Source organism: Gimesia chilikensis, assembly GCF_007744075.1.
GTDB classification, from domain to species: domain Bacteria; phylum Planctomycetota; class Planctomycetia; order Planctomycetales; family Planctomycetaceae; genus Gimesia; species Gimesia chilikensis_A.
In genome coordinates, this window is the sequence record NZ_CP036266.1 from 1,328,935 (window position 1) to 1,354,951 (window position 26,017).

The 26,017-nt window shown below is 53.2% G+C and carries 18 protein-coding genes; 8 read left to right on the top strand and 10 right to left on the bottom strand.

Annotated features, from left to right (window positions below; all coding sequences use genetic code 11):
* Positions 1 to 106 precede the first annotated feature (106 nt).
* Positions 107 to 2,656, bottom strand: a complete 2,550-nt coding sequence (locus HG66A1_RS05220) for a hypothetical protein (RefSeq protein WP_145181166.1) — start codon at positions 2,654 to 2,656, stop codon at positions 107 to 109.
* 39 nt (positions 2,657 to 2,695) lie between these two features.
* Positions 2,696 to 4,954, bottom strand: coding sequence for a BatA domain-containing protein (locus HG66A1_RS05225; protein WP_145181167.1), 2,259 nt, complete (start codon positions 4,952 to 4,954; stop codon positions 2,696 to 2,698).
* Between the two features lie 268 nt (positions 4,955 to 5,222).
* On the opposite strand from HG66A1_RS05225, the gene HG66A1_RS05230 reads away from it, so the two are divergent.
* The 5 genes from HG66A1_RS05230 to arsC all read left to right on the top strand — a co-directional run bounded on the left by HG66A1_RS05230 (position 5,223) and on the right by arsC (position 11,554).
* Complete coding sequence (locus tag HG66A1_RS05230; protein WP_145181168.1) at positions 5,223 to 7,334, top strand: FAD-dependent oxidoreductase; 2,112 nt, start codon at positions 5,223 to 5,225, stop codon at positions 7,332 to 7,334.
* 81 nt (positions 7,335 to 7,415) lie between these two features.
* On the top strand, positions 7,416 to 8,954 hold the full coding sequence (locus tag HG66A1_RS05235) for a DUF1570 domain-containing protein (RefSeq protein ID WP_145181169.1): 1,539 nt from the start codon (positions 7,416 to 7,418) through the stop codon (positions 8,952 to 8,954).
* A gap of 28 nt (positions 8,955 to 8,982) precedes the next feature.
* The gene (locus HG66A1_RS05240; RefSeq protein WP_145181170.1) at positions 8,983 to 9,816 is read left to right on the top strand and encodes a sugar phosphate isomerase/epimerase family protein; all 834 of its coding nucleotides are present in this window, start codon (positions 8,983 to 8,985) and stop codon (positions 9,814 to 9,816) included.
* A gap of 17 nt (positions 9,817 to 9,833) precedes the next feature.
* Positions 9,834 to 11,216: a sulfatase-like hydrolase/transferase gene (locus tag HG66A1_RS05245; protein WP_197996992.1), complete on the top strand. Its 1,383-nt coding sequence runs from the start codon at positions 9,834 to 9,836 to the stop codon at positions 11,214 to 11,216.
* A complete protein-coding gene (arsC, locus tag HG66A1_RS05250; RefSeq protein ID WP_145181172.1) occupies positions 11,213 to 11,554 on the top strand; it encodes an arsenate reductase (glutaredoxin) in 342 nt (113 codons plus the stop codon). The genes HG66A1_RS05245 and arsC overlap by 4 nt, the downstream gene beginning before the upstream one ends.
* Before the next feature lie 10 nt (positions 11,555 to 11,564).
* Here the strand turns inward: arsC and HG66A1_RS05255 are convergent, their stop codons facing one another.
* Complete coding sequence (locus tag HG66A1_RS05255) at positions 11,565 to 12,200, bottom strand: zinc ribbon domain-containing protein (protein ID WP_145181173.1); 636 nt, start codon at positions 12,198 to 12,200, stop codon at positions 11,565 to 11,567.
* Between the two features lie 304 nt (positions 12,201 to 12,504).
* Here HG66A1_RS05255 and HG66A1_RS05260 point away from each other — a divergent pair, with 304 nt between their 5' ends.
* Positions 12,505 to 13,818: a Gfo/Idh/MocA family oxidoreductase gene (locus HG66A1_RS05260; RefSeq protein ID WP_145181174.1), complete on the top strand. Its 1,314-nt coding sequence runs from the start codon at positions 12,505 to 12,507 to the stop codon at positions 13,816 to 13,818.
* A gap of 101 nt (positions 13,819 to 13,919) precedes the next feature.
* Here the strand turns inward: HG66A1_RS05260 and HG66A1_RS05265 are convergent, their stop codons facing one another.
* From HG66A1_RS05265 to HG66A1_RS05295, 7 genes are all read right to left on the bottom strand, one after another.
* Positions 13,920 to 15,029, bottom strand: coding sequence for a type II secretion system F family protein (locus tag HG66A1_RS05265; RefSeq protein ID WP_145181175.1), 1,110 nt, complete (start codon positions 15,027 to 15,029; stop codon positions 13,920 to 13,922).
* 44 nt (positions 15,030 to 15,073) lie between these two features.
* Positions 15,074 to 15,940: a type II secretion system F family protein gene (locus tag HG66A1_RS05270; RefSeq protein ID WP_145181176.1), complete on the bottom strand. Its 867-nt coding sequence runs from the start codon at positions 15,938 to 15,940 to the stop codon at positions 15,074 to 15,076.
* 2 nt (positions 15,941 to 15,942) lie between these two features.
* A complete protein-coding gene (locus tag HG66A1_RS05275; RefSeq protein ID WP_145181177.1) occupies positions 15,943 to 17,304 on the bottom strand; it encodes a CpaF family protein in 1,362 nt (453 codons plus the stop codon).
* A gap of 15 nt (positions 17,305 to 17,319) precedes the next feature.
* Entirely contained in the window at positions 17,320 to 18,588 is a 1,269-nt protein-coding gene (locus tag HG66A1_RS05280) for a hypothetical protein (RefSeq protein ID WP_145181178.1), read from the bottom strand.
* 59 nt (positions 18,589 to 18,647) lie between these two features.
* Positions 18,648 to 19,763 carry a Flp pilus assembly protein CpaB gene (gene cpaB, locus HG66A1_RS05285; protein ID WP_145181179.1) on the bottom strand — a complete coding sequence of 372 codons (1,116 nt, stop codon included), beginning with the start codon at positions 19,761 to 19,763 and terminating at the stop codon, positions 18,648 to 18,650.
* A 131-nt stretch (positions 19,764 to 19,894) separates the two neighbouring features.
* Entirely contained in the window at positions 19,895 to 20,311 is a 417-nt protein-coding gene (locus tag HG66A1_RS05290) for a TadE/TadG family type IV pilus assembly protein (RefSeq protein ID WP_145181180.1), read from the bottom strand.
* Positions 20,312 to 20,364: 53 nt separating this feature from the next.
* Positions 20,365 to 20,934, bottom strand: coding sequence for a prepilin peptidase (locus HG66A1_RS05295; RefSeq protein ID WP_145181181.1), 570 nt, complete (start codon positions 20,932 to 20,934; stop codon positions 20,365 to 20,367).
* A 629-nt stretch (positions 20,935 to 21,563) separates the two neighbouring features.
* On the opposite strand from HG66A1_RS05295, the gene HG66A1_RS05300 reads away from it, so the two are divergent.
* Positions 21,564 to 22,340 (top strand): inositol monophosphatase family protein, encoded by a 777-nt coding sequence (locus HG66A1_RS05300; protein ID WP_145181182.1) that lies wholly within the window; start codon positions 21,564 to 21,566, stop codon positions 22,338 to 22,340.
* 278 nt (positions 22,341 to 22,618) lie between these two features.
* Positions 22,619 to 25,972: a hypothetical protein gene (locus HG66A1_RS05305; RefSeq protein WP_145181183.1), complete on the top strand. Its 3,354-nt coding sequence runs from the start codon at positions 22,619 to 22,621 to the stop codon at positions 25,970 to 25,972.
* The last annotated feature ends 45 nt before the right edge of the window (positions 25,973 to 26,017 follow it).

Consider the following 26,017-nt stretch of genomic DNA (forward strand, 5'->3'; position numbering starts at 1 on the left):
ATATCCGGAATGCAGGCCGGATGGGGAGCCGGAACGGAACTCCTGATATTGTAACAGGAAATTCCGTGAAATAGGGATGAAAAAAGGGTGGGAACCCTAAAAACTTTTAAGGCAGACCGTTCAGCTTACGCAGAGCCCATTCGACAGTCAGGATTCCCATGATCAGTACCAGAATCAGCCAGTGATCCCAGAGCGAAACTTCGTCCTGGTTGGAGATTTCCTGGTTCAGATTAGGGATCAGCTCCAGCAACTCGTCGATCGTTCCCGGGGTCAGCAGTTTCCCTCCACTCGACTCAGCCATTTCGGTGAGCAGTTGCGGGTTGGAGGCAAGGTTACCCAGCTCGATCGTTTTGACTTCATGTACAAACAGGGGTGTGACAATCTCCTTGTCGCCTGGCTGCTGAGTCGACGGTTTGAGCCTCAGCTCGTATTCTCCCGGATCCAGCTCGGGGAGGTTCGCTTCCTGCAACTGCGGATTGTTTTTCTGGGTCTGCAGTTCGAATGAAGCGACGATCTGATCCGGCTCCGCGGCCCGGACGATTTCGACGGTTGATTTAATATTCGGATGTTCTTTCAGATACACCTGAGTCCATCGTGCGGTCGCGGTCGCGATTTCGCCGGCGTCGACATCGGTTTTATTCAGACTGAATTTGACGAACTCATTTCCTGCCGAGGCTTTGTTACGGGCGGCCCACCGTGCCAGCTGACCCCAGAAACGATGATGGTAGCGATCTCCCATGCGGAACCGCCAGCGCCAGGTGCTGTCGATCCCAATCCAGATCACCTGTCCCGCGCCATACTGCCTGACCACAATCACGCCATCCCGCTCTTCATTCAACGGCGCATTAAAGGGAGACAGACCATAGGCGAGGACCGTTGCCCCCGGTTTGAGTGTCCCCTGCAGAAACCAGAGGTGGCCCGGCAGATTTTTCCAGATATCCCGATTCACATCCGGAGTGGCATCAAACTGGAACAGGGGCTCCAGCTCTCCCTCGGGGGTCAGAGCCAGGTGCATGCCTCGTTCATTGGGAGGAACTTTGAAATTTGCCTGGTTCCAGTCGACGACACTCAGATCTTTCACGGGCAGCAGTTCGTTCAAAGTTTGCGAACGGTGTTGCAGCGGTAGATATTTTTTGCCTGCCAGCAGTACCAGGGTCCCTCCCTGATCGCCGACAAACGCTTGAATCTGTTTCCAGTGTTCTTCCTGGACATGTTCGGGCGAAACGTCGCCGATAATGATCAGATCTTTGTCGGCAAACGGCTTTGGCTGTTCTGCATTATTGTCAGCCACCTGGTTTGGCTGCGGGGCGTTGATCAACAGCTGATTCGGAAAGAAGGGCTGCGGCAACAGGCCCATATAAGGCTGTTCGAACAGCACCTGCTGCAGATCGATGCGTTTGTCCCGTTCCAAAGCGTTGTGCAGAAAACGGAATTCCCACCGTGCGGTCTCTTCCACCAGCAGCACATGCGATTTGTCATCGACGAAATTGATCGCAAAGGTTTTTTCGTTGTTATCCTCGCGTGTTTCTCCCGGAAGAATGTCCGTTTCCAGCCGGTACTCCTGTCGTCCCGGCTTATCGGATCCCAGTTCAAATTCGAGTAACTGACTTACGCCGGAAGACTTGAAGCGTTTCACCGCCAGTTCCTGATCTCCCTGCATCAATGCCACGCGGACATCCTGTCCCTCAAAACCACTCGTGCCAATGCGGGCTTTAAGTAAAGGCTTGTCGTCTTTGAATGCGGTTTGTGGATAGTCGAGTGCTGATACAGAGATGTCTTTCGGCTGATTCGCCGATCCGAGCAGTACCGGATAGACGGGGACCTTCATCTGCCCCAGTTGTTCTGCAGTCGAGACCGGATCTAACTGGCTATTGTCGCGTCCGTCGGTCAGCAGGACGTAACCGGAAATCGGTGAGTTGCCGGACTCCGAACCGCTGCCCGCCGCTTTCAGGGCCTGTGACAGATTCGAAAGTTCCATGTGCACCTGGTCGGGAACTTCCGCCAGTGAATTCTCCAGGGTTGTCTGTTCGGTGGGGACTGCATCACCGGCAAACAGGACGAGGTCGATGTCGCCGCGCTGTTTTAACTGGTCCAGAATCGGATGCGCGGGATTGGTCAGCAGTTTCTGGGCGATCTCTTTGCGGGACATCTGATCGATCTCGTCAAAAATAGTTTCCAGATTCTCGCGGCGGCTCTCTGCCAGTTGGGTCCGTTTTTCCGGGTTCGCGGTCTCACTCTCTTCGACCCACGCGGGTTCTTCACCCGCTGCATAAGCAGCCTCCCACCGATCGAGTCGTGCGTCGATCTGATCGTTGCCAATCATTTTCAGGGCCCGCGCCAGTTGCAGCTTTTCCAGCTTGCTCGCGTGGCGGTCCTGCGTATTCATACTGTCCGAAACATCCAACGCAACAATCAGGCGGCCTGTTTTTTCGGTATTGAATGACCAGGTAAGTACTGGCTCGAGGAAGGTGAGCAGAATTAGAATCAAAGCGGAGATGCGGAGTGCAATCAGTGCATTGCCGATGCCGTGCGAAACCAGTCGCCGCTCGTAACGGAACAGCAGGATGATGCTGACCAGCACCACCAGCACCGCGCAGACGCTGACAATGGTCCACCCGCTCCATTCGAGGCTGTTAAACTGGAAATGCTTTTCCATCAGTAGGACAACGTTCTTTAATTCAGGTTTCTCTGGAAATTATTGATTCTCTTCCGGGAGCGACACATGTCCTCCCTGTACCAGTCGCCGGGTCAGGAACATCTCCCCAACCATCAGTAGTAAAAAGATCAGCAACAGAAAACGCCAGAATTCGGTCTCCGACACATCGGAGAACATCAACTGTTTCAGTTCGTCCAGCGTTTTGAAAAAAGTAAAGTGATACGAGTCTGTCAGCGATTTCTGCTCGACCTCTGAGAGTGGCGTCAGGTTCGACTCGCTGCGATCAAAGTTCACAACGAATCGATCGGACCTCAGTTCCTGGTTCTGGTCTGATTTTGGATTCAATTGATAGACGCCGGGCAGAGCGGTGTTCGTGCACTGAAAGGTCGCACCATTGACAGCCTGATCGATGGTACCAACTGCTGGTTTCCCGTTGGGATCCAGAAAGGTGAACTGCTCAATGGTCGTCCCACCCGGCACCGGAACCACAATCGGCTCATCCAGTTGCAGGTTGCGGAATACGCGTCCCGAGGAAAGTTCAAATACCGCCTCGTGCAGGAACGGAACATAATCCGGCTTGCTGGGTAGATTGTTCCAGTCCGCATCGAGTGAGGAAGTCATCAGCAGTACACGTCCCCGCGCGTGGTTCATCATTACCAGTAACGGTTTCTGATTGGACAGCCTGGCGATGGACTGAGGGGCTGTCGAAGGACTGGAGTCGGCCGCATCCCCTTGCTCCTCAGCAGGGAGGGCCTCGACATCCAGTAGTGTAAGATCCCACCAGTGATTGAACCGCGCCGCGGTCAAGCCGTTGGCATATTCACCGCGAAAACGTTTCAGCCAGGGAGTCTGCAGGCTGTCAGAGTCGATCTGTATCACGTTACCGAATTCAAGACCCTGGGCGGCTTCCTTTGATTTCAACTCAACGGGGATCAATCCCTCAGCTTTGAATAACTGTCGCTGGTACTGTTCCGGATCGACCTGGTCCCCCAGAGCCAGCATGACGCCACCACCCTGCTGATTGACAAAATCAATCAAAGCTCCCGCCTGCACGTCAGTCAGAGCATCGACGTTTGCCAGGATGACCACCGCCTGGTTCTTCAACAGGTCTGCAGTAAGCTGGTCTTTTTCAATAACCGTGGTCTGAATCCACGGAGTCCGGTTTGTGGGGGCCGTGAGTGCCAGGTTGGCGAAAAAGACTTCACTACGGGTCGGGTCGAAACTGGGCGTGCCATCTACCAGGAGCACGGGCAGTGCGCTGGTGACCTGCAACGCTGCATCCGAACGGTCATCGCCAGGCAGGTTGTCTGGATCAAGGACGACGCTAATGACGTGCGTCCCTTCCTGCTCGAAGCGATGCTGAAACTCGACCGCCGCTTCGCCGTGATTTTCAATTTTGATCGACTGCGTTTTTTCTTTGATCCGCTGACCATCAATTTCGAAATAGACCGGGCAGATCAGTGTCGGCTCCGGACCGTCATAGCGGATGGTGGTCGAAATGCGGACAGGCAGATTTTTGACGCAGACTTCCCGCGAAAGGGTAAGCTGGTCAACACGCAGGTTGGTTTGTAACCCTTCATTTTTTTCGCCGGCAACATTGGTCGCCCAGAGGTCAATCGGAACCGCAGACTGCTGCATCAGATCATTAACCTGATCCCAGAGCAGGGTATCCTGGGGTGTCCAGCCGAACGCCTGGTCGTCGGTCAGCACGATGATCTCGCGTTCGAGGTTAGATGTCTTCCCCAGGATCTGAATCGCTTTGCTGACAGAATTCGCGAGATTCGATTCACCTGCAGGTGGCGGCAACTCGTTCAGCTTCTCGCGGACCATCGCAAAATTATGGGTGGGAGATTCGGTTACCAGTCGCGGTTGATGCCGGGCATCGATAACTGAGATTGTGTCACCCGGATTCAGTTCTTCCAGAAAGCGATGCACCCATTGAATGGCTGCGGAGTGAGGCGTGGTTGTTTCTCCCTCCCAACCCATACTGTAGGAACCGTCGATCACAAAGACGACGTCTCGAGACTGTGTTGAAATGAACTGGGAGAGAAAACCACCGGAAATCCACGGGCGGGCCAGCGCGAAGGTGATCAATGCGACCAGCAGCATGCGGATTGCCAGCAGAAGCCAGCCTTCCAGGCGGATCCGTCGTCGCGTGCGGCGGCCCAGCTCCAGAAACTGCATCGCCCCCCATTGTACGACGTCATATTTCTTGCGGCTCAATAAATGCACCAGTATCGGCAGCGATAATCCCAGCAGGCCGAGAAGCATCATCGGATTTAGGAAATCAAATGTCATGACTGCCTGCTGAGAACGGGTATGGGACTGGAGTAGAGCACGAGGATGGTTTCAAAAGGGAGACAAGCCGCATTATATGGTGAAATCGTTGTAAATGGTATCGCCTGTCTGATTTCCTTTTTCAGGGAGACTTAAGTACAGATTTGCATGGAACAGGTTGGGAATTCCCTGTCCAACGATTATGATGGACTCAACGGCCCTCTGTAAACATGTCCGCCCCCATTTAATTCTGATTCGACCCTCCTGAGAGACCAACGAGGCTGATAGTATGCTGTCCTGTTCTACGAAATTTCTCCCCGTTCTGTTAGTCACGATTTCTCTGTTCTGCAGCGTCCCTGCGATTTCCGCACAGGAAATTCAGCCCGACAAACTGAAGTCGGCTTATGATGTCGTAGTCTATGGGGGAACTTCCGGAGGCATTGCAGCTGCGCTTCAGGCACACCGCATGGGGAAAACCGCACTGCTGATCGAGCCGGGAAAACATCTAGGCGGTCTCTCTTCCGGGGGACTGGGGGCAACGGACATCGGCAACAAAGCTGCGATTGGCGGAATCGCCCGGGAATTCTACGGAAGACTGGGTACGTATTACAGTCAGGATGATTCCTGGGTTTATCAGAAACAGAGTGACTACAAGAGCCGACGCAAAAAAACATCTGAAACCGAAATGTGGACTTTCGAGCCTCACGTGGCGGAAGCGACCTTTGAGCAGATGCTGACCGCGGATCAGGTTCCCTGGCTCAAACAGCAGCGACTCGATCTCAAACAGGGTGTTCAGAAAGCAGACGGACGCATCTCCGCGATCAAAATGGAAGGGGGCCTGGTCGTCAAAGGCAAGGTCTTTATCGACGCGACCTATGAAGGTGATCTGCTGGCGGTCGCCGGCGTCTCTTATCACGTCGGTCGCGAGTCCAACGCCACTTACGGCGAAACATTAAACGGGATTCAGACCCGCAATGCCGTCTTTCATCAGTTCATCAAACCCGTTGATCCCTACGTCGTTCCCGGAGACAAGAGCAGTGGTCTGCTCCCCGGAGTGCAGCAGGAAGGGCCCGGCGGGAAAGACGGAGACGGCGACCACCGCGTGCAGGCTTACTGTTTTCGCATGTGTACCACGGATGTCCCCGAGAACCAGCGGGAATGGGTGAAACCGGAGAATTACGATCCCCAGCGATACGAACTGCTGTTGCGTAACTTTGAAGCCGGCGATCACCGGGTTCCCTGGAATCCGGTTCTGATGCCGAACCGAAAGACCGACACGAATAATAATTTCGCGATCTCGACCGATAACATCGGGATGAACTACGAATACCCCGATGCGGATTACGAGAAACGCGATGAGATTTTCCAGGAGCATCTGACTTACCAGCAGGGCCTGATGTGGACCCTGGCCAACAGCCCCCGCGTACCTCCTGAGGTGCAGAAACAGTTCCAAAAATGGAAACCGACGAAAGACGAATTCCAGGATACCGCAGGCTGGCCCTTTCAACTTTATGTGCGTGAAGCCCGTCGCATGATTTCTGAATATGTCATGAACGAGAAACATTGCACGTCGGAACTCGTCGCCAATGACAGTATCGGTCTGGCCGCATATACAATGGACTCACACAATCAACAGCGGTATGCCATTGATGGTAAGACTCTCAACGAAGGAGATGTGCAGGTCGGCGTGCCGAACCCCTATCCGATTTCCTATCGTTCTATCCGTCCTCGAAAGTCTGAGTGTCAGAACTTGCTGGTGCCGGTTGCAATGGCTGCTTCGCATATCGCCTACGGCTCCATTCGTATGGAGCCCGTATTTATGGTCTTGGGACAGTCTGCAGCGACTGCAGCCAGTCAGGCCATTGATGCTGATTCCGCAGTACAGGACATCGATTACCCCACATTAAGGAAAAAGCTTCTCCAAGACAAACAAATCCTGATCTGGACTGGTCCGCGTAAGGAACCACCGATTCGCGTCAAATCGCTGGCAGGTATCGTAGTGGATGATCGAGACGCCCGGAGTTCACTCGGCTGGAAAAAAAGTTCGTCCGTCACTCCCTATGTCGGACAGGGCTATCAGCATGACGGCGACACTGATAAGGGAAATCGGAAAATTGTCTTCACTGCAGAGATTCCGCAGGATGGCATTTACGAAGTGCGTGTGTACTACGTTCCCTCATCCAACCGCGCCACTAATGTTCCTTACGAACTGCAGACTGCTGAGGGACCAGTGACCGTTCGTGTCAACCAGCGTAAAAAGCCCGAGCAGGGTAAATATCAGGTGCTCGGGACATTTCTGTTCAAATCAGGAAAACAGGAAATTCTCACTGTTTCGAACCAGGGGACCGATGGGCATGTCATTGTAGATGCCCTGCAACTGGTTCCCCTCGAGTCGAAATAAGAGGAAGCGACAGCAGGCACTCGATGAAAAAGCAGGCACAGCGTTTTTCATTCAGCATTACTGCGAACGGGAAGGTTTCTCATGCGACAGCTTTGTTTCAGGTTCTCTCTCTATTCCTGCCTGATTATTTTCACAACATTATTGACCGCGCAGCAGCTGCACGCGGATCTGTTTACTTACATCAATGAAGAAGGAGCCTTAGTAACCGAGGAAGCGACATTATACGGCTCTGGAAAAGAAGCGGGCGAGATGCTGCACGCGCTGCTCAAGCCGGATGGATCTCTGACTCTCGTACCTCAGGGGAAGATCCAGAAACGGGAACTGAAGGCACCCCCTAAACCCCTGACCGTCGAACAAATGGCCAAAAACCTCGAGCAGAAGTTTGGCGCGAAAACGTTTCGCTACTACATCGAAAAGCCATTCGTCATCGGCATCGTGCTGGCGGCACCGCTGGATGGTTCGGATCGAACCGAAGTCCGCGTGCAGTCGTTCATGAAAAAAGCGGGACGCTTCATGCACAATGTGGACGTCATTTTCGAAACCTATTCGCGGAAGATGGGGATCGAACTGCAGGATTATGAATTCCCGATGGCCATGCTGATTTTCGAGTCGGACGACGACTTCGAAAGCTTCGCGAAAGAAACTACCGGCCTGGGTGACGGCGCGTCGAATGTGCTGGCTTACTATTCGGGGATCTCCAATAACCTGATTCTCCGCATGAGTGAATGCAGTTCGTTTGATACACCGCTGCACGAAGCCATTCACCTGCAGACCACCAATCGCGGTGTGGTCAAACGCCTGGCACCGGTTCCCACCTGGTTTATGGAAGGAATTGCGACCGGCTTTGAAGGGGATGGCGACCGGATCAACGTCAGCCCGGAGCGGATCAATACGCATTATGCTCTTCTGTCGGGTATCGCGAAGCTCCTCAACTGGGGAGAAGTCGTGGCCCTCAATGGCGTCTTTCAGGGAAGCATCCTTTCCGGGGATGCTTACGTGCATGCCTGGGGACTGCACTGGATGCTGGTGACGCAATACCCCGATGAATATGTCAAGTACGTTCAGCACCTTTCGGCCATGGAGCCATTCGAGGAGTCCTCGCCGAAACAGCGCTACGACGACTTTGTCAAGATAATGAAAGTCCGTCCCGAATCGCTGCAGCTGCGGTTTAAAGTGGAACTGATTCAGGCAATCCTCAATCAGAAAATCAAACTACCGCCGCTCGAAGACCGGACAGTCCATCTGGAAAAACACAAACAGGAAATGGCCATCGTTAAAGTGACGGCGACCGCTTATTCCCGACTTGCACCACCCCGGATTGAAGGTTGGTTGCAGAACATCTCTCCCTTTCGACCGATGACGTTTCACGTCACGGTACAGACTGATGCCGGCACCTACGCCGAATGGTACTTGCCCGAAGTCGGAATCCGCCGCAAGGTCAAGCTGAATCCGCAGATTGCCAGACAGTTGATGCGGGGTGGGCAGGGAGGTCAGTGGAAGACTTATCATGTCGAAGTCGAATCTGCCTATCCTGGTAGTGAGACGGCTCAGGCCTGGGCTGCAGGAAGATTGCCGGTACCTGTTGTGTCGCGTCGCGTTGAGATACAATCGGGTAACTGAACCAATTCGTAATGTTAAAGGACGAACGATGAAACTCTCCCTCTCGGTGCGGATCGCGGAAGCGGCCTGCAAAACCAGGTTGAATATCCCCTTTGCGGAACTGGCTCAGATGGCCGCAGATCTGGGGTATGCGGCTCTCTGTATGCGAGCCAGCGTCGTGGGGGTACAGAGTTCCGATGCGGAACTTCAACAGGTGAAATCGATCGTCGATGCCGCCGGTCTGGGGATCTCCATGATCACAGCCGACATGAATATTCCTCAGAATAATGATCAGTCCCCCCAGGCACTGCAGGAATTCGAACCGACGCTGCACGTCGCTGAAATGCTGGGAAGCCCGCTGGTGCGAGTCTGCCTCAAACAGGAGTCCGATATCCCACACGCTCAGAGGGCCTGTGATCTGGCGGCAGAACGGGGTGTGCAGCTGGTACATCAGTTTCATCCAGCCTGTCTGTTCGAGGAACTGGAACGCTCGATCGAAGTCTTAAAGCAGATTGATCGTCCCAATTTTGGCGTGATCTATGAGGCGGCCAGCCTGCTGATGTGCGGACAGCCTTATGGCGAATCCGCCATACGGCAGATTCGACCCTGGCTGAAAAACGTGTATGTGCAGAATCTGGTGATCACCGAGGACGGGCCCGATCACCTGGAGACCTGGTGCCTGGGAGACCGTCCCTTCCAGTTGCTCCCTTACTGGGATGAGAGCGGCCGTGGAATCAATTTTCGCGAGGTGCTGGCAGGATTAAATGCAGTGGACTATGATGGCTGCTTCACCATCCATCAGGCGGAAGGTATTGTTACCGCCGACGATGCTCGCAATTATGCGGCTCGCTGTAAAGAGTGGGTGGAATCGCTCAACTCCTGACAGATTCAAAGATGGGAATGAAGAAAGCTTTTGTCGTCAGTTTCGAACAGTTGCCCGCATTTCTGCTGGGCTGTTACGGGCATCAGTGGATTGAAACACCCAACTTCGATCGCCTGGCGTCCCAGTCTGTAGTCTTCGATCAGCATTTTGCGAACGATCTCACCTCTCGTGGCAACACGTTTCCCTGGTGGACGGGACAGACTGTCCCCACTCAAAACAATTCTTCAGCAAGCGAGACCGCCTGTTTCGTCTCACGCTTGAAAGCACAAGGCGTGCTTTCAACGTTGCTGCTCGAAACGGAAGCTGACGTCGGTCGCTCCGCGTCGATGCGTGAACAGGAACCGTTCTTTAATCAATTCGATGATGTAACAACGGTAACCGGAAAGAATGGTTATGAGCTCAGCGAAGCGGATTCCCCATTCGCGAGACTGATTCAGACTGCTCTCGAACGCCTGCCCGACTGGATGGCATCGCCCGATGATCAACTGATCTGGCTTCGTTCAGAAGGAGTGCCTCCACTGCCACTGGCACCGGAATTCTATGCTACGCTCTACCTGGATGAAGTCCTCGATCAGGGAGACGATACAGAGGAAGAGAGTGAATTCGTCGCGGATGAACTTCCGCTAGAGCCTGCAGAAGAGGGTGATTCTGAGGAAGAGCTGGATGACGCCCTTGATCTTGAAGAGGACGATGACTGGGAAGAACTGATTAGTGCTGTCGTCGCCCTGTTCCAGAGCCCGGAGGAGTGGGGGGATCTGGATGATGACGAACGCCGGATGGCGCGGGCCGTCTACGCAGGCTACGTCACATTGCTCGATCAGTGGCTGGGACGCTTCCTGGATTCCCTGCACGAGTACGCAGAACAGCACTCCATTTTATTAATCGTCACGGCGGCACGCGGTGGTAGTTCGCTGCTCGGTCCCGTAAGAGACGCGGAAGACTGGGGACTGTTCGAAGAAACCACGCACGTCCCCCTGTTGATATTTAATTCCGGGAATCAGCAGCAGGGGAACCGACGCCAGTTTCTCTCGCAATCGGCAGATATTCCCGCGACCTTGTCAGCCTGGTGGAGCCTCGAATCCACAGAAAATATGATAGGGGGAACGGACCTCCTGGCGCTGATTACGGGTCAGGAAGAAATGTCGGAACCGGTCATTCACGCTGCCAGTGATGAGGCGGTTGCAATTCGTACCCCGGAATTTTATTATCTCCAGCGCCGAGACAAACAGCCTTCTGACGCAGAGCACGAAACGCATCCCCTCCCGGAGACAGCACCAGTTCAGCTCTATCAGAAACCTTCAGATCGCTGGGATGTCTACGAGCAGCATTCACAGCACCCGGAGACGGTGGCTGCGTTTGCAGAACTGCTGAATGAAAAACAGACCGGAAGCACATCATGAAGATCTATCATAATCCCCGTTGTGGCAAGAGCCGCCAGACACTCGCCTTGATTGAAGAGGCGGGTATTGAACCCGAGATCATCGAGTATCTCAAGACTCCGCCCACGGCTGAAGAACTCGATGCCATCCTGAAGAAGCTCAAATTGGAACCGCAGCAGCTGATGCGGAAAGGTGAAGCGATCTATAAAGAACTCAAGCTGGCAGAGCGGGAGCTGAGCCGTGATGAAGCAATCGCGGTGATGCTGGAGCATCCCAAGTTGATCGAACGGCCGATTGTCGTTCAGGGACGCAAAGCGGTCCTGGGACGTCCCCCTGAAAACGTAAAAGAACTACTGTAGGAAAATCTGTCTACAGATTGCGGCCGACGAGTAGTCCAATCGCGAAGGTCAATGCACCAAACGTCAGCAGCAGAATGAACCAGGTGCCGGTAGGTAATTCAAACCGGGAACTCCGTTTCAGTTTCCCCTTCTTTTTCTCGGCCAGTACGTTTGATGCCCGCTGTTGTGCGAGACTGGCCAGATGAGACAGCTCTGCTTCATGGTTCACGTCCGTGACATCTGTCACAGCCACATTCTGCTGGCTGACCGGAGTGATGGGCGTCTCAGGTGTCGGGTGCGAGGCAGGCGCTTCAACCGGTTCGGGGGCTGAGGATGTTTGCACCGATTTAACAGGGATCGCCTTGAACGCCTCTTCAGGAACAGATACCGGCTCCTTCGAAGTGGATGTTTTAGCCTGGCTCTGAAGTTCGAGCTGCTTTTTCTCAAGGGTCACATTACTGCCCAGGGCGGCTAACTCATCCAGGGCATTCGCCAGTTCAGCATCCTGCAGATCCAGCTTGGGCTGCGGTAAAGGGACCACTTCTCCATCCAGGCCGGGGACGCGTACCGACATTCCACAGGTCGGACAGTCTACAACATCACCCGCTTTGGAGCGGGAAATCCCCATCAGTTGATCACAGTGCTGGCAGCGAAATTTGATCGGCATCTTCAAATGTTTTTCAGTATCAATATCGTAGAACAGGTAACGACCGTCAGATTGCAGTTTCAGCCTCTGATCTGTCGCCCCTTTTGTTCTGCAATCCCCTTTTACAGACTGCGTGTCCCTGCCTGTAAAGTTCGATATAACAGGAGTTTATGGCGGAAAATCAGTATCTCTCCCCCAGTAGAGGATATTAAATGCTGATTCTTCTGTTATAATCATAGACAGAGCGGAGTACAGAATAAATCCATGATCTGGAACAAATTGCGAAGTTCTGAATTCTTGGAGAGTTAACACAAGAGGCCTTGAAGTGGATGTAGAAGAATTTCTGAAAAGGGATGTTAACCGACGACAGTTTCTGGATCGCAGTGCGCGCAATGCAGCCGGAATGGCTGCGGGCGTCGTGGGACTGGCCAGCAATATGGCTCTGGCAGATTCCGCTCCCAATGAACGCGTCGTACTCGCCGGGATCGGGATGCGGGGGCAGGGGAAGTTTCTGACCTCCAGTATGGCTGCCTTTCCGGATGTCCACATCAAGACGATCTGTGATGTGGATGAAGCCGTCATTCCGGCTGCCGTGAAATCCATCGAAAAAGAGCAAGGAACTCCCCCGGAAGTTGTCAGCGATTTTCGTAAGGTGCTCGACGATCCCGAAATTGATGGCGTCGTGATTGCTACTCCCGATCACTGGCACGCCATGATGGCGATCATGGCCTGTCAGGCTGGTAAAGACGTCTACGTGGAAAAACCGGTCTCACATAATCTGCACGAAGGCCTCAAAATTATTGAGGCGGCCCGCAAGCATCAACGCGTGGTCCAGTCCGGCATCCATCAGCGCAGCGGATCGCATTTTCAATCCGCGGTCGAATTCGTACAGAGCGGAAAACTGGGCGACGTCAGACTGGCCAAAGCCTGGATTATCCATCGCCGCAAATCGATCGGTCGGAAGAAAGACATCGCGGTACCTCAGGGCGTCAATTATGATCTCTGGCTGGGACCTGCTGCCAGCCGTCCGTTTAATCCGAACCGTTTCCATTACAACTGGCACTGGTTCTGGGATTACGGAACTGGCGAAATGGGAAACTGGGGCGTCCACATGCTGGATATCGCCCGCTGGGGACTCGGCGTCGATTTACCCGAACGAATCTCATCTTCCGGCGGCAAGTACTTCTTCAACGACGATCAGGAAACACCTGATACCCAGGTCGTGCAGTACCACTATCCGGGCAAAACGCTTGTCTGGGAGCATCGACTCTGGAGCGTGCATGGAATGGAAGGTCGTAATGCGGCTGCCGCATTCTATGGCGATAAGGGAACACTGGTCGTCGACCGTGGAGGCTGGAAGGTCTACGATCAAAAAGACGCTGCCACCTCCGGCACCAGCGATCAGGCAACAACCCATCACCGGAATTTCATCGATTGCATCAAGACCCGCAATAAGCCAACGTCGGACATCCAGATCGGCCATGTTTCCAGTGCGCTCTGTCACCTGGGTAATATCGCTTACCGGGCCGGGCAGGAGATTGAATTCGACCCGCTGCAGAACCAGATCATTGGTAATCAACAGGCACAGTCACTCCTCGGGCGGGAATACCGCCGTGACTGGGAACTGCCCCAGGTCTGATGACTCAGCAGATCCACTGATTATTGAAAACGAAAACAGCTTCCCGACAGTCGATAATGCCAGGAAGCTGTTTTCTTTGAGTCCACCAGAAGCGAACTGGTTTATTGCTGTGGTCCCACCTGCTGGAACATGTCGGTTGTGGTGTTCAGACTGTCTCTCCCTCCGGAATGGAAGAAGTCAGACAGTTCCACAATCGCGGGACCAAGCAGGAAGATGTAAATCGCGGGCATCAGACAGAATACAGTTGGGAACAGCAGTTTGAATGTGGCCTTGTTGGCTTTCTCATCCGCCCGCTGCTGCAGACTTTCACGCATGTTATCACTATATTCCTGCAGGGCCGAAGTCACGTCCGTTCCCATCTGATCGGTCTGGATCAAGAGGGCCGCAAACGAGTGGACTTCCGGTACATCGATACGCTTACTGAAGTTAGACAGCGCCTGCGTGAAGGTGCCGATAGAGGCCTGTTCCATCACGATTTTCAGTTCCTGGGCCAGCGCCGGATATACCTTCGCCAGTTCCCCGATAATTTTCTTCAACGCGTGTGGTACGGTCATCCCCTGGGAAACACACATGTTAAGCATGTCCAGCATGTCGGGAATCCCCTGTTCAATTTCACTGCGACGGTCAGATGCCTGACCGCTGATGAACAGGAAGGGAACCGCCCAGGCCAGGATTGGTACCAGCAGTAAGCCCAGTAAAATCGGAATTTCGAATCGCTCGGGAGCGACAAGCAGCAGGATTCCGAAGAACAACATGGTACCCAGAATGGAAACATAACGAATCGCAGAAAAGTTCTGCAGGGCATGTGGCTGGTAGTAACCTGCGGCCTGCAGTTCTTTTTTTGTCTGGGCCCGTCGTCCTTCCGATTCCGGCATCATTTCCGACAAGGCGGGAGTCGCCGATCCGAAGACATAATCATCGGTGCCCATCGAGGGAACATCGCCAGCTTCGATCGGTGGCAGACCCTCTTCCTGACCATGCTGATATGGGTTGTCAGAGGAAAACAACTGACGGTGTTCCCACGTTACAGGAGCGGCGCTCGAGGAAGAGGCTGAAGGAGAATAAGTCTCCTGCGGCTTCGTCTCGACCACCTCTTCAGGTTGTTGTTCCGGTTTCTGACTCCGCCGCCTGCGGATGATGCGGAACAGCATCCACAGAATGATGGCACCACAGAGTGCATAAAAAACGGTAATGGTTGTTGGTGTAAACATATTCTTACCCTCGCCAGTTTCTGGCAGGACGCAGTTGTTTCAAATCAGGTACGTTGACTGGTTTTCAGAACTCGTAAGACCCACAGGGAACCAATGACCTGCAGTCCGATAGCGGTAAAGGTCGCACCACGACCCCAGGCAGACGCCATCAGGGTTGTCAGGTAAGTGGGATCCCGTAACACGAAGAACCCGAGGATCAACGGCGGTAACGAAATCATCAAAACCGCTGTCGCACGGCTACCAGCCGTCGCGGTGCGTAGACGTCCCAGGAACAGCATACGGTCACGGATGGTACGGGCCAGACGCTCCAGCACCTTCACCAGGTCTCCTCCGGTTTCCTGATGGACGATCAGGGCCATCGAAAGAATGTTCAAACTGGCAACCCCGGTCCGTTCATACAGACCATCCAGGGCCGCTCTCATGGAAACACCCATCTGCAGTCGACGGGAAGCTTCCTGAAGTTCGGTTCCCAGGGGGGCCGGAGTCTTTGCAGACACATTCACGAAACAGTGAGTCAGGCTGCGTCCGGTTTTTGCGGCACGAGCCAGCTCGTCAATCATATCGGAAAGTTGTTCGTTAATCTGTTTCTGACGGCGACCACGTTGGTAAAAAAGATAGCCAATCGGCGCCAGTCCACCAGCCATAAAGGCGATTGAAGTCGACAGAAAGTTTTCCTGAATGATGTAGATCAGTCCGCCAAACAGGACTGAACTCAGCAGACAGAAGAACAGAATTATTGCCGGATTGGCCTGTACGCCGGAGTGCACGATCAACTCGTCAAAACCGCCGTTCAGCCGGTTGCTTAACTGGGTCGAATCCGGAACTGCGTAGCGGTCCCGGTCACGCAGGATGTCGCTGAAATCGGCTGCGGTAGCAGAGCTGCTGGGGTTCAGTGTGGCATCAGTTGCCATGATTAGCTCTCCTGTTCATTCTGCTGGTCGTTCTGACTACCAGAGAGTGGCAGTTCCCGGGCATGGAACAGATCAGTATTTTCATTGAAGTTGGTCTGGGTTAACCAGTTCAGAGTCAGCGGCTGATGGCCGGTCGCATAGAAGTTGCCATGCACGGTTCCGTCCGGATCGACACTGGTAATACGGTAGACAAACAGGTCTTCCACCATGTATTCGCCGTTCTGATATCCGATCAGTTCCGAAATACGCATCACTTTACGTTCCCCGTTTGGCAGACGGGTGATGTGTACCAGCAGATGGATCGCGGAGGCGATGTATCGCCGGGCAATCGCGTTCGGAAGTTCTGCCCCGGAAAGGGCGATCATCAACTCGAGACGGTCCAGGGCGTCACGCGTATCGTTCGCGTGGACGGTACTCATGGAACCATCGTGACCGGTATTCATCGCCTGCAGCATTTCCAGAACTTCACCGCCGCGGGATTCGCCGACGATGATGCGGTCAGGACGCATTCGCAGAGAGTTCTTCAACAGCTCACGCTGGTTGATTTCCCCCTGACCTTCGATGTTGGAAGGTCGGGCTTCAAGCGAAACCACGTCCGGCTGCTGCAACTGGAGTTCTGATGTCTGTTCAATCGTCACAATTCGTTCGCGGTTAGTAATGTAGCGACTCAGGTTATTCAAGAGGGTCGTTTTACCGGCACCGGTACCACCACTGATCAGAATATTCAGTCGACCTTTGACGGCCATTTCCAGGAAGGTGGCCATGTCCGGTGCGAGTGAGCCCATCTGAACCATGTCATCAAACAAGAGAGCCTGGGTTCGGAAACGACGAATGGAAAGTGTAGGTCCCTTCAAAGCCAGCGGAGGGATAACCGCGTTCAGACGGGAGCCGTCCGGCAGCTTGGCGTCGACCATCGGCGAAACTTCATCGATACGACGTCCAGCCCGTCCCACCAGACGGTGGATCAACTGCAGCAGGTGTTCGTCATCGGCAAAACTGATATCGGTCTCTTCCAGCAGACCCCGGCGTTCCACGAAGACCCGATCGGCTCCGTTGACCAGCACATCGCTGACTTCCGGATCGCTCATCAGTGGTTCCAGTGGACCAAAGCCATAAATTTCGTCCAGGATCTCCCGCACCATGATATCGCGGTTCTTCTGATCCAGTGCGATATCCTGCTGCATACAGAGATGCTCGGCGAGGCCTCGCAGTTTCTGACGCAAGTCGGCTTCCGGCAGTTCGCCCGCTTTGGAAAAGTCGATCGCATCCACCATCTGCCGATGCAGCCTGGTTTTCAGACGCTGAAAGGCTTTGCGGGAATCCGCAGAGGAATTGGCAACAGGAGTTTCACTTTGTAAAACCATAATTCATCTCCACCCTTACTGGGTCAGATAAAGCTTGTAAATATATTTGTTTTGATTTGATTCTTTCAGGCCGGCAGTCTGTCCGACCTTGTTCACAGTCTGCTCAATTTTCTGGACCGGCTGATTCAGGCTGGCCTCATCTTCAGGAGCCGCCAGTACGACGGAACGTGAAGACAGCACTCCAGGTTGCAGAATGATTTCACATGCCTGGTTATCCAGCCGCTGGACTGCCATAATCCGACCACCCACCAGATTGGTGCAGAAAGCAGTCCCTTCAAACGAACCGGACTGTTGTTCCAGTTGATCGTATAAAAAGCAGATGCGGCACTGGCCGATCATTTCCTGAAACGCATCCTGCTCACCATTTTCGATATTCGGGCTGCACTTTACGGGCAGGGGACCGGCATCGAAGAGCAGTTCGCCCTGGAATTGCTTCAGGTTTTTGCGGGTCAGTCCCGACAGAATCTGCTGCATCACGGTATCTGTATTGAAGTGAGAACCGAAATCCAGAATCTGCATGTTGGCATCACTGATCTCACCCCGACGGGGTTTCCCTGTCAGAATGATCTCCGGAATGCCGTCAGATCCTTGGGAGACCGTTTTGGTTTCCGGATCGTAGCGGTACTCATCTTTTCCCTGTTTCTGATCGATCTGCAGTTCCCAGGTCTGTGTATGCTTGCCCGAAGGGTCCGTTTTCAGGATTGCCAGGGGATATGCGGGGACCGCTACATTTTCAAAAGGACGAACACCCCGGACATGGTTGTCGAGTGTGGCCTGAATCTGGGCTCCCGCTGTTCCCGCATGGGAACGGGTCAGGTCTGACAGAAACTCAGCCACCGGATTGGCAATCCGGCCGGGAGATTGTGTCTGAATCTGAATACTCCGCGGTTCATGATCTGTTTGCAGAAAACGACGAACTCCTGTTTCAACCACCGGTACCGATTTACCAAACAGTAAATTCTCATCTTTGGTCAACTTGATGCCGACCTGCTGGCCCGCAACTGAGTTTAGTTTCAGGGCCTCATTGGCAGAATGCTCGGCCCGCTGCATCAACGTCTCATAGTCCGGCTGATCCTTGATCAGTTCATCCGAAACCATCTCATGACCGGCGGCCAGGACTGCTGTTTCGATGCATGTCGTCACTTCCAGAGACGCTGCATCGAGCCAGAGCCGATTGATGATCAGCGCAATCCCTGCCAGCACGACCAGCAGCACGCCGGCTGCCAGAGGGGTGATAACCCCTCGTCGTTGATGCGCAGTTCGGATTGTCTGGAGACGTCGCATGAGTTACGCATTCAATCTATGGAAATAGGATAAAGATTTCAGTCGAGACGCTGGTTCGCTTAACGTCCCACAGAAGGATTCTGCGGATACACACTGCGGGCATAAGATCCCTGCTGACGCATTGGACCACCCGGATAATTGGCTGGAGGTTGTCCCTGCTGTTGCTGCTGCTGGGCTGTCGGTCCATAGGAATTCTGAGCAGGAGGTGCCTGCTGACGCCGGGGAGCACTGATGGAATCACTGTCCAGGTCAGAACCGTTACCACCGCCCCAGTATGGATCCAGATAGCCACCAGAATTGAAGCCGCGACCGCCTCCACGACTGTTCGAGTCGTAGTCACCGACCCGCAGGCCGTTCTGGTCAAACCGGTTCACGCTGCGACTGGTGCCATAGTAGCCTTCGACCACGAAGGGTTCGGGTGGTTCTTTTTCTTTGGGCTTTTCGGGGGTTTTGAGGCCCAGGATTTCATAGAGCGTCGCTTTGTCTGCATTGTTGACAGCCACACCACCATCCCCTTTACCCTCGGGGGTATAACTCATGGTGATTGCACCACGATCGCGGGCCAGAATCATGATGTTGGCCTGCTCGGGCGTCAGTTCCAGAGTCACATTGGTTCCCCGACGGGAGTTGCTGATCTGGGTATAACTGCGGTTAATCGCGATCACCCGCACCCCTTTAAACAGGGTTAATGTCATCCCGCCGTTCATACGTCTGTCGTTGTTCAATCCACTGGGGGTCATGTGCACGTCGACATATTCACCCGGCTTGATCAGGCCATCGACCAGATCGACTGTAGATTCGAGCGGCACAGAAATCGCCCGCATGCCGGGTTCTACTTTCAGTGGAGGTGTTTCACCAGCGGGGTAGAGCTGACTCGTGGAAATCGGGGTCGCTGCAGGAATGCGTTCCTTAACGACACGACCGACAATGACCTTATTCGAAGTCATCATTTCCGGCTTCAGGTTCTTGATGGCAATCGGACCCAGACCGAGGTGTTCTTCGGTGACCAGGGTACCCGGCTCCAACTCACTGATGGCCATGGGAATGTTTCGAGTTGCAACTGGCGGAGCTTCCTCTTTTCCTGCCAACAGTCTTTTACCGATATATGCTGCAATCAGGACACCGAAGACGCCAAACATCAACAGAGTCACTTTTGCAGGGGTCAGGCTTTTCACCGGATCAGTCTCCCGTATTTTAAATCAGCAAGGCAACTGCCTGGCTTCTAATCTTTCCCTCCCGTTACTTCGTCGGAGGGGTTTACGAATTCTTCCACTGTTTACTTTTCGAGCAGGTTCCCGAGGGAAGCCTACTCTTTAATCATTCTTGTTTCCGAGTACAGGTTCTGTCCCTTGAGGTTATAACCCACGGGCCAGAGCAGGTTGGGTGATGCGAGTGTCATGGGGATACTTACCGCCACCATGACCACATCACCCGAATGTTTTCCCATTTCCGTTTTAATCACGGCTCCCTGTCCCAGTTGGGGAGGCAGAATTTTTTTGACTTCCGCTTCCACGTTCTGCTGGGTGATGCCGGGCATAGTTGCCAGGCGGGCACCGATTCGGCTGGCTTCGACCACATCCGCCCGCGCGTAGAACAGGAGCGTAAACTCCACCAGCGCGAACAGAACGATTGCGAAGATCGGCAGAACCAGAGCCAGTTCCATGCTCAGGAATCCGCGATGTTTCAATCGCCGTTGTTTGTTTTGTTTGCGTTTGACTCTCATAGCAGAAATGCTTTCCTCAATTTCTTCTGGCTATGTGTGACTGTTTCGCAGGCTTACAGAACCGCTGCTTTGATAATCATCCAGGTTGTGACGCTCCAGGTCGCCAGAACCACGGGCAGAGCGAATGGCATGAATCCCCGTTCCCGCTTTTGTGCTTCCGTTTCCGGTTTGTATTTCTTTTTCTTGCCTGTGAACTGTTTACCAGTGGCCAGATACTTCTCTTTGGTTTTTCGAGCTCCCTTGGTGACCACGCTCCAGAACAGCAAGGCAGAGGAAGCGAGCACGACAAACACGGTTCCGACAATCATCACGGCAATCGTTGCTTTGAAACCCAGCCACATGGACAGGGCACCCATCATTTTCACATCACCGGCGGCACCACTGCCTGCCATCCAGATCAGAAAGAAGATGCCGAAACCAGCAATGAATCCGAGGAACCCATACAGCAGTCCTTCCCAGCCATTGAAGGCCAGCTGGTAAACGATTCCCAGCACAAAGAAGGGGACTGTCAGCACGTTGTAGATTCTGCGCGACTTATAGTCAGTGATGGCAGCGATGATCGTGAAGATCCCCACGCTGATGGCCATGACATACAGTGATAATTGGGTGAGCGGAAAATCCATCGGTTATCTTTTCAATCAAGTAGTCTGGTTTTGGGATTTCTGCCAGTTCAGGCAGCTCATATACGTATTATTTCCAGTCTGTCACATGACAGCAGATGTTGAAAATATACCTCACGTTTCTCTCCTGAAACTTTCAATCTGGAAAAATTCCACACCTTCACAGCTCTACCTGTTTTCAAAAAGCGACACCAATCCGGGGAATCATTGTGATCGCTGAAACTGACATAATCATCGCAGACAGCAGAACCCGTTGTGCACTGTTCAAATCCTGGTACCACCCCGAAGCGAGCTATCACTGATCTGTGGCTGTAACCACTGGCAAACTGAAATGAGCCACCTAAATCGTTACGAGGCTTGAGACTTCACCACTGGTATTTCCTCCCGCCGGTCAGGGGAGAAGATTTCGTGAAGAGCACAAAGAATTGTGAAATCGTAATCCTGACGGTTCGCGCTGCGCTGTACGATTCATAAAATAGGTAAAACCCGCTGAAGTGGTATGATCCGCATCATCGGACCGATTTTGCAGGTTTTTCCCTGCTGGTTGAACGGACCAGACGGAATCAGTGTCAGGAATAGCGACACTTACGCAGAATATCACGAGTCAAATGTGTTTCACGGAAGGATCAACAGTGCATTCCACGGAATTGCTTGAGGTGGCAGAGACCGCAGCTCGAAAGGGAGCGAAATGTCTGCAGGACTGGGTCAACGAATTTCGCGTTTCAGAAAAGGGACGTGCCGATCTGGTCACCGACGCCGACTTCGCTTCTCAGAAAGCGATTGTTGAGCATATCACCACACACTATCCCGATCATAAGATGCTGGGCGAAGAGGGACTGACCCGACATGAAGGGGACTCAGAGTATCGCTGGGTAATCGACCCTCTGGATGGAACATCCAATTACGTGCATGGCTTCCCTTACTACTGCGTCTCCATCGGCCTGGAGTATCAGGGAGATCTCATTCTGGGAGTGGTGTATGATCCCAATCGGGATGAGCTCTTTTCCGCGCTGCAGGGACACGGAGCGAAACTGAATGGAACGCCCATTTCACCTTCCCGCATTCCCTCCATGGATCAGGCCATGCTGGTAGCCAGTCTACCTGTCGGCACCAATGGACGAGATGTCTCCATTGATCGATTTCTGAAAGTACTTCCGGCAGCACAGACACTGCAACGTACCGGATCTGCGGCTTTGAATCTCTGTTACGTTTCTGCCGGTCGTATCGAAGGTTACTGGTCCAGTAATCTGAAGCCTTGGGATATGGCAGCAGGGGTCCTGATCTGCAGAGAGGCGGGCGGCCTGGTGACATCAATTGAGGATGCCAGTTTCACCATCGAAAACCCCAGTATCCTGGCGACAAATGGAACAAACATTCATTCTGATTTACAGTCATTGCTTACAACATAGGTTTTTTGGGCAGCTTTGAGATTACTGCTTTAATGTCCCCAAAAGACGACGTATGATAATAAGGGTCAACAGCATTTCTGATAACACAGGGTATACGTCTGACTACAAAAGGGCTGGTTGCAGGCTGACCAGACCAAATTCGTCAGCATACGCGGATGGAGCCGCCTGATGTCGAATTGATTCAGAGGTTTTCTGCTCCCAAAGTTGGGGATCAATTGACGAACATGTCACAGCTGAAACGTTTCATCTTAGTCGCAGCGGGTCTATGCGGGCTTTGCATGCTGATTCCACTGGAGTACGTGCATGCACAAGCTTCAGGGAGTGGTAGTTCTGCGCCCATGGAACGACCTGCTTCTCCTGCGTTTGACAGGGCACTACCCAGTTCCAGCCAGCCTGCGTCAACTGAAAAGCAGAACGGCACACTCCCTTCGGCAGCAGAACCGACAGGCAAACCGGCTGCAGATGAAGCAACTCAACAGGGGCTCTATATTCGTGGAGCCGATGGCCAGTTTTTACCACTGCCTAATCTCAACCTGGATCAGGTTCTGGAATATCTGAAACAGAAACAGACTCCCCAGACGACACCCTCGCCGGAGTATGCTGTCTCCTCAGTTTCGCTGCAGGGAAATATCAAAGAAGACCGTGCGATTCTTGATGCCCGCCTCGTGATCCTGATCAACGAAGCAGATCAGTGGGTGCGCGTGCCTCTGAAACTGAATGAATCTATTTTCCTGAAGACGAATTATAGCGGTGCTGGTGAGTCGAGCCCGGGAGGTTTCAACCGGACGGATGGTTATCTCTGGTGGTTCAAAGGCAAGGGAACTCACGAACTTAATCTGACATTGAGCGTGTCCCTCAAACAACAACTGCCTTCCCGGCGTCTGCAACTGGTCTTACCTCAGACCGCGGTCAGCAATCTCAAACTGACCGTTCCGCTTCCTCAGATCAGCCTCGAAGTTCCTACGGGAGTCGCCGTCTCCAAGAAGTCGCTGGATGACGATCAGAGCCAGATAGAACTGTTCGGCCTGGGGGAACAGTTGGATCTGTCCTGGCAGCCGATTCCCGATGAGAAAAAAGTCGACACGGTTCTTCAGGCCGAGACTTTGTTGACAACCGATTTCACAACCGATTCAGTATTACTCAATGCGACACAGTCCATCAAAGCCCTGACCGGCAGTTTCCAAAATGTGCAGGTCAAACTTCCCGAATCATTCCGACTGCTGGATGTGAAATGTGATGGCTATAAAAGCCATAAAGTGATCAAAGACAATCTGGTGGAAGTCTCACTGATTGAGCCCACGGTCGGACCGATTGAAGTGCAGTGGACTCTGGAGACTGATTTCCCCGAACAGAGTGGGAAATTCCTGATCGACGGATTCGAAGTCAGCCGTGCGAAGCGGCAGACCGGCTTGATCGATATCCAGACACTGGACGGGTATCGTATCTTTCGCATGGAAGGTCAGAACCGGTCGGTATATCAAATCAAAGCCAATCAGAAAGATCTGGACAGTTCCTATCGCTTCCTGAAACAGCCTTTCCAGTTACCGCTGAATATCGAGCGGGTGAAACCCTACTTTTCTGCAAAACCGTTTTACCTCGTGCAGATGTTTGGTAACCGGGCAGAACTGGATGCCCGCGTGCAGATCAATGTCTTTCAGGGGGCCCTCGATAAGGTGTCTCTCGACTGGCCGAATCGGACGGAGGAAGGCTGGGAGCTCGAACTGATGCAGGAGCCCTCGCTGACAGAAGCCATCGTAGTTGACCCGTCACAGCCTAACCGGGTGAATATCAATCTGTTGAAACGATCCAAGGGAACTTTCGAAATCACGTTTCGTGCCCGACGTCCCGTGATTGCTGACCGTGAACCCTTCAGCTTTACCTTACCCGAAATCAAAGCACCCAGCCTGTCAGCCACTTCACTGGTCATCGCCAATGATACGAATGTTGTGACCGACCTGACGCCTGCTCCCAAAACGCAGGTGATCTCCTCTCCCGCAGCCCAGCTCAAACAGTTCGAACTGCCTGCAGAAGTTCAGAGTCTGCGGAAGACCGAATACCAGATCCAGCCGGGGCCCAATGAATTTTCAGCGATTGTCTCGATTCACAATCAGCAGATCACCGCCAACAGCAACGCCCTTCTGGAACTTGATGGTTCCGAGATTCGGGTGGAACAGGAAATACAATATCAGATCGAATACGATCCCCTCTCTGAAATCCGTCTCCGTGTCCCTCAGGCGCTCAGGAACCGGGTCAACTTCTACCTGGATAATGAACAGAATCCACTGGTTCCGACCTGGACCTCGGACGATACCGATCCGATACAAAATGCGCGACTCTCTCTTCGCAGCAAACAGCTGGGCCCCGTTAAAATTACTGCCGTCTATCTCCTGCCCCAGGATTCTCAGGCTGAGCTCAACGTACCTCTGATTCGTTCTGATGATGTTCCATTTACGGAAAGTCAGTTTGAGTTATCTCTCTCCAATGAGGAAGATACACAGTACCTGGAAGTCTCCAGCCTGAATGACGCCTGGCAGCAGCAACTGGGCATGAATAACATCGCCTTCTGGCGTGCCGTCGATCCTCAGGCTGACATCAGCCTCAAGTTGAAAAAAAGTGATACCGGTTCCTTATTCTCTTACTCGATCAGTCAGGCCTGGATTGACTGCAGCCTGGATGCTGCTGGATCATATCTGGCACGAGCCCAGTATCAGTTTCCTGTATCTCCGCGCACACTGGCATTTCGCCTGCCTGAGAACGCGGGCATCAAAATCGAAGCGGTCTGGTGGAATAATCAGCGAGTCACAGAGAATCTGGTACAGCAGGGGCAGGCAACCGAATTTCAACTGATACTACCCGCACCCAAGGAAAAAGAAACCACTCCTCATATCCTGACAATCGACTACGGTTCAACGCGGCACCAGCGCGATTCTCAATTCAGTCCGCTGTCAGTTGTCGCTCCTGAATTCGTAAATAATCTCTGGGTGGAGAAGACGTTCTGGAAAGTCAATCTGCCCAGCAACGAGCATCTGTTTACAATTCCCCGAGGCTATACTCCGCAGTTCAGCTGGGTTCACCAGGGAGTCTTCTGGTCACGCGAATTTGCAGGCGAAGATGAGATTCCGGTAAAACTGAAGACTGCACCACCCGAACGACAGGACTTCCTCGGCGTGAACCATTATCAGTTCTATCGGCTGGGGCCTGCCACGAGCCTGCAGTTTCAGGCATTGTCCCGTTCGATGATTGTCTTCATCGGAGCCGGAACAGCCCTCCTGCTCGGCTTCATCCTGATGAGTATCTCCGTATTACGCAGCATGCTGGTTCTGCTGTTCATGACCACTGTCGTTTCTGCAGTTGCCCTCTGGTACACCGCTCCTGTGGAAGTATTGCTGCAACCTGCTGTGTTCGGTTTACTATTGGCTATTGTGGCTGCTCTGATTAACGGAACTTCCCGCAAACGCAAAGAGACCAAACTGCTCACGATGTCGGCACCAAGTGACTTTATTCCGCCGCCTTCTTTCTCAGAGCGAATTCATCCTTCCGAGGTCGATCCGGAAGATATTACGGCAGTGCGTCCGGGATCTGAAATTGTGGACAAACCCGTCTCATCCTCGGAAGCCGGGGCGAACCGATGACAACGGTTCGATCTGTTTTTACAAGCGAGCGCTTGCGCATCACCC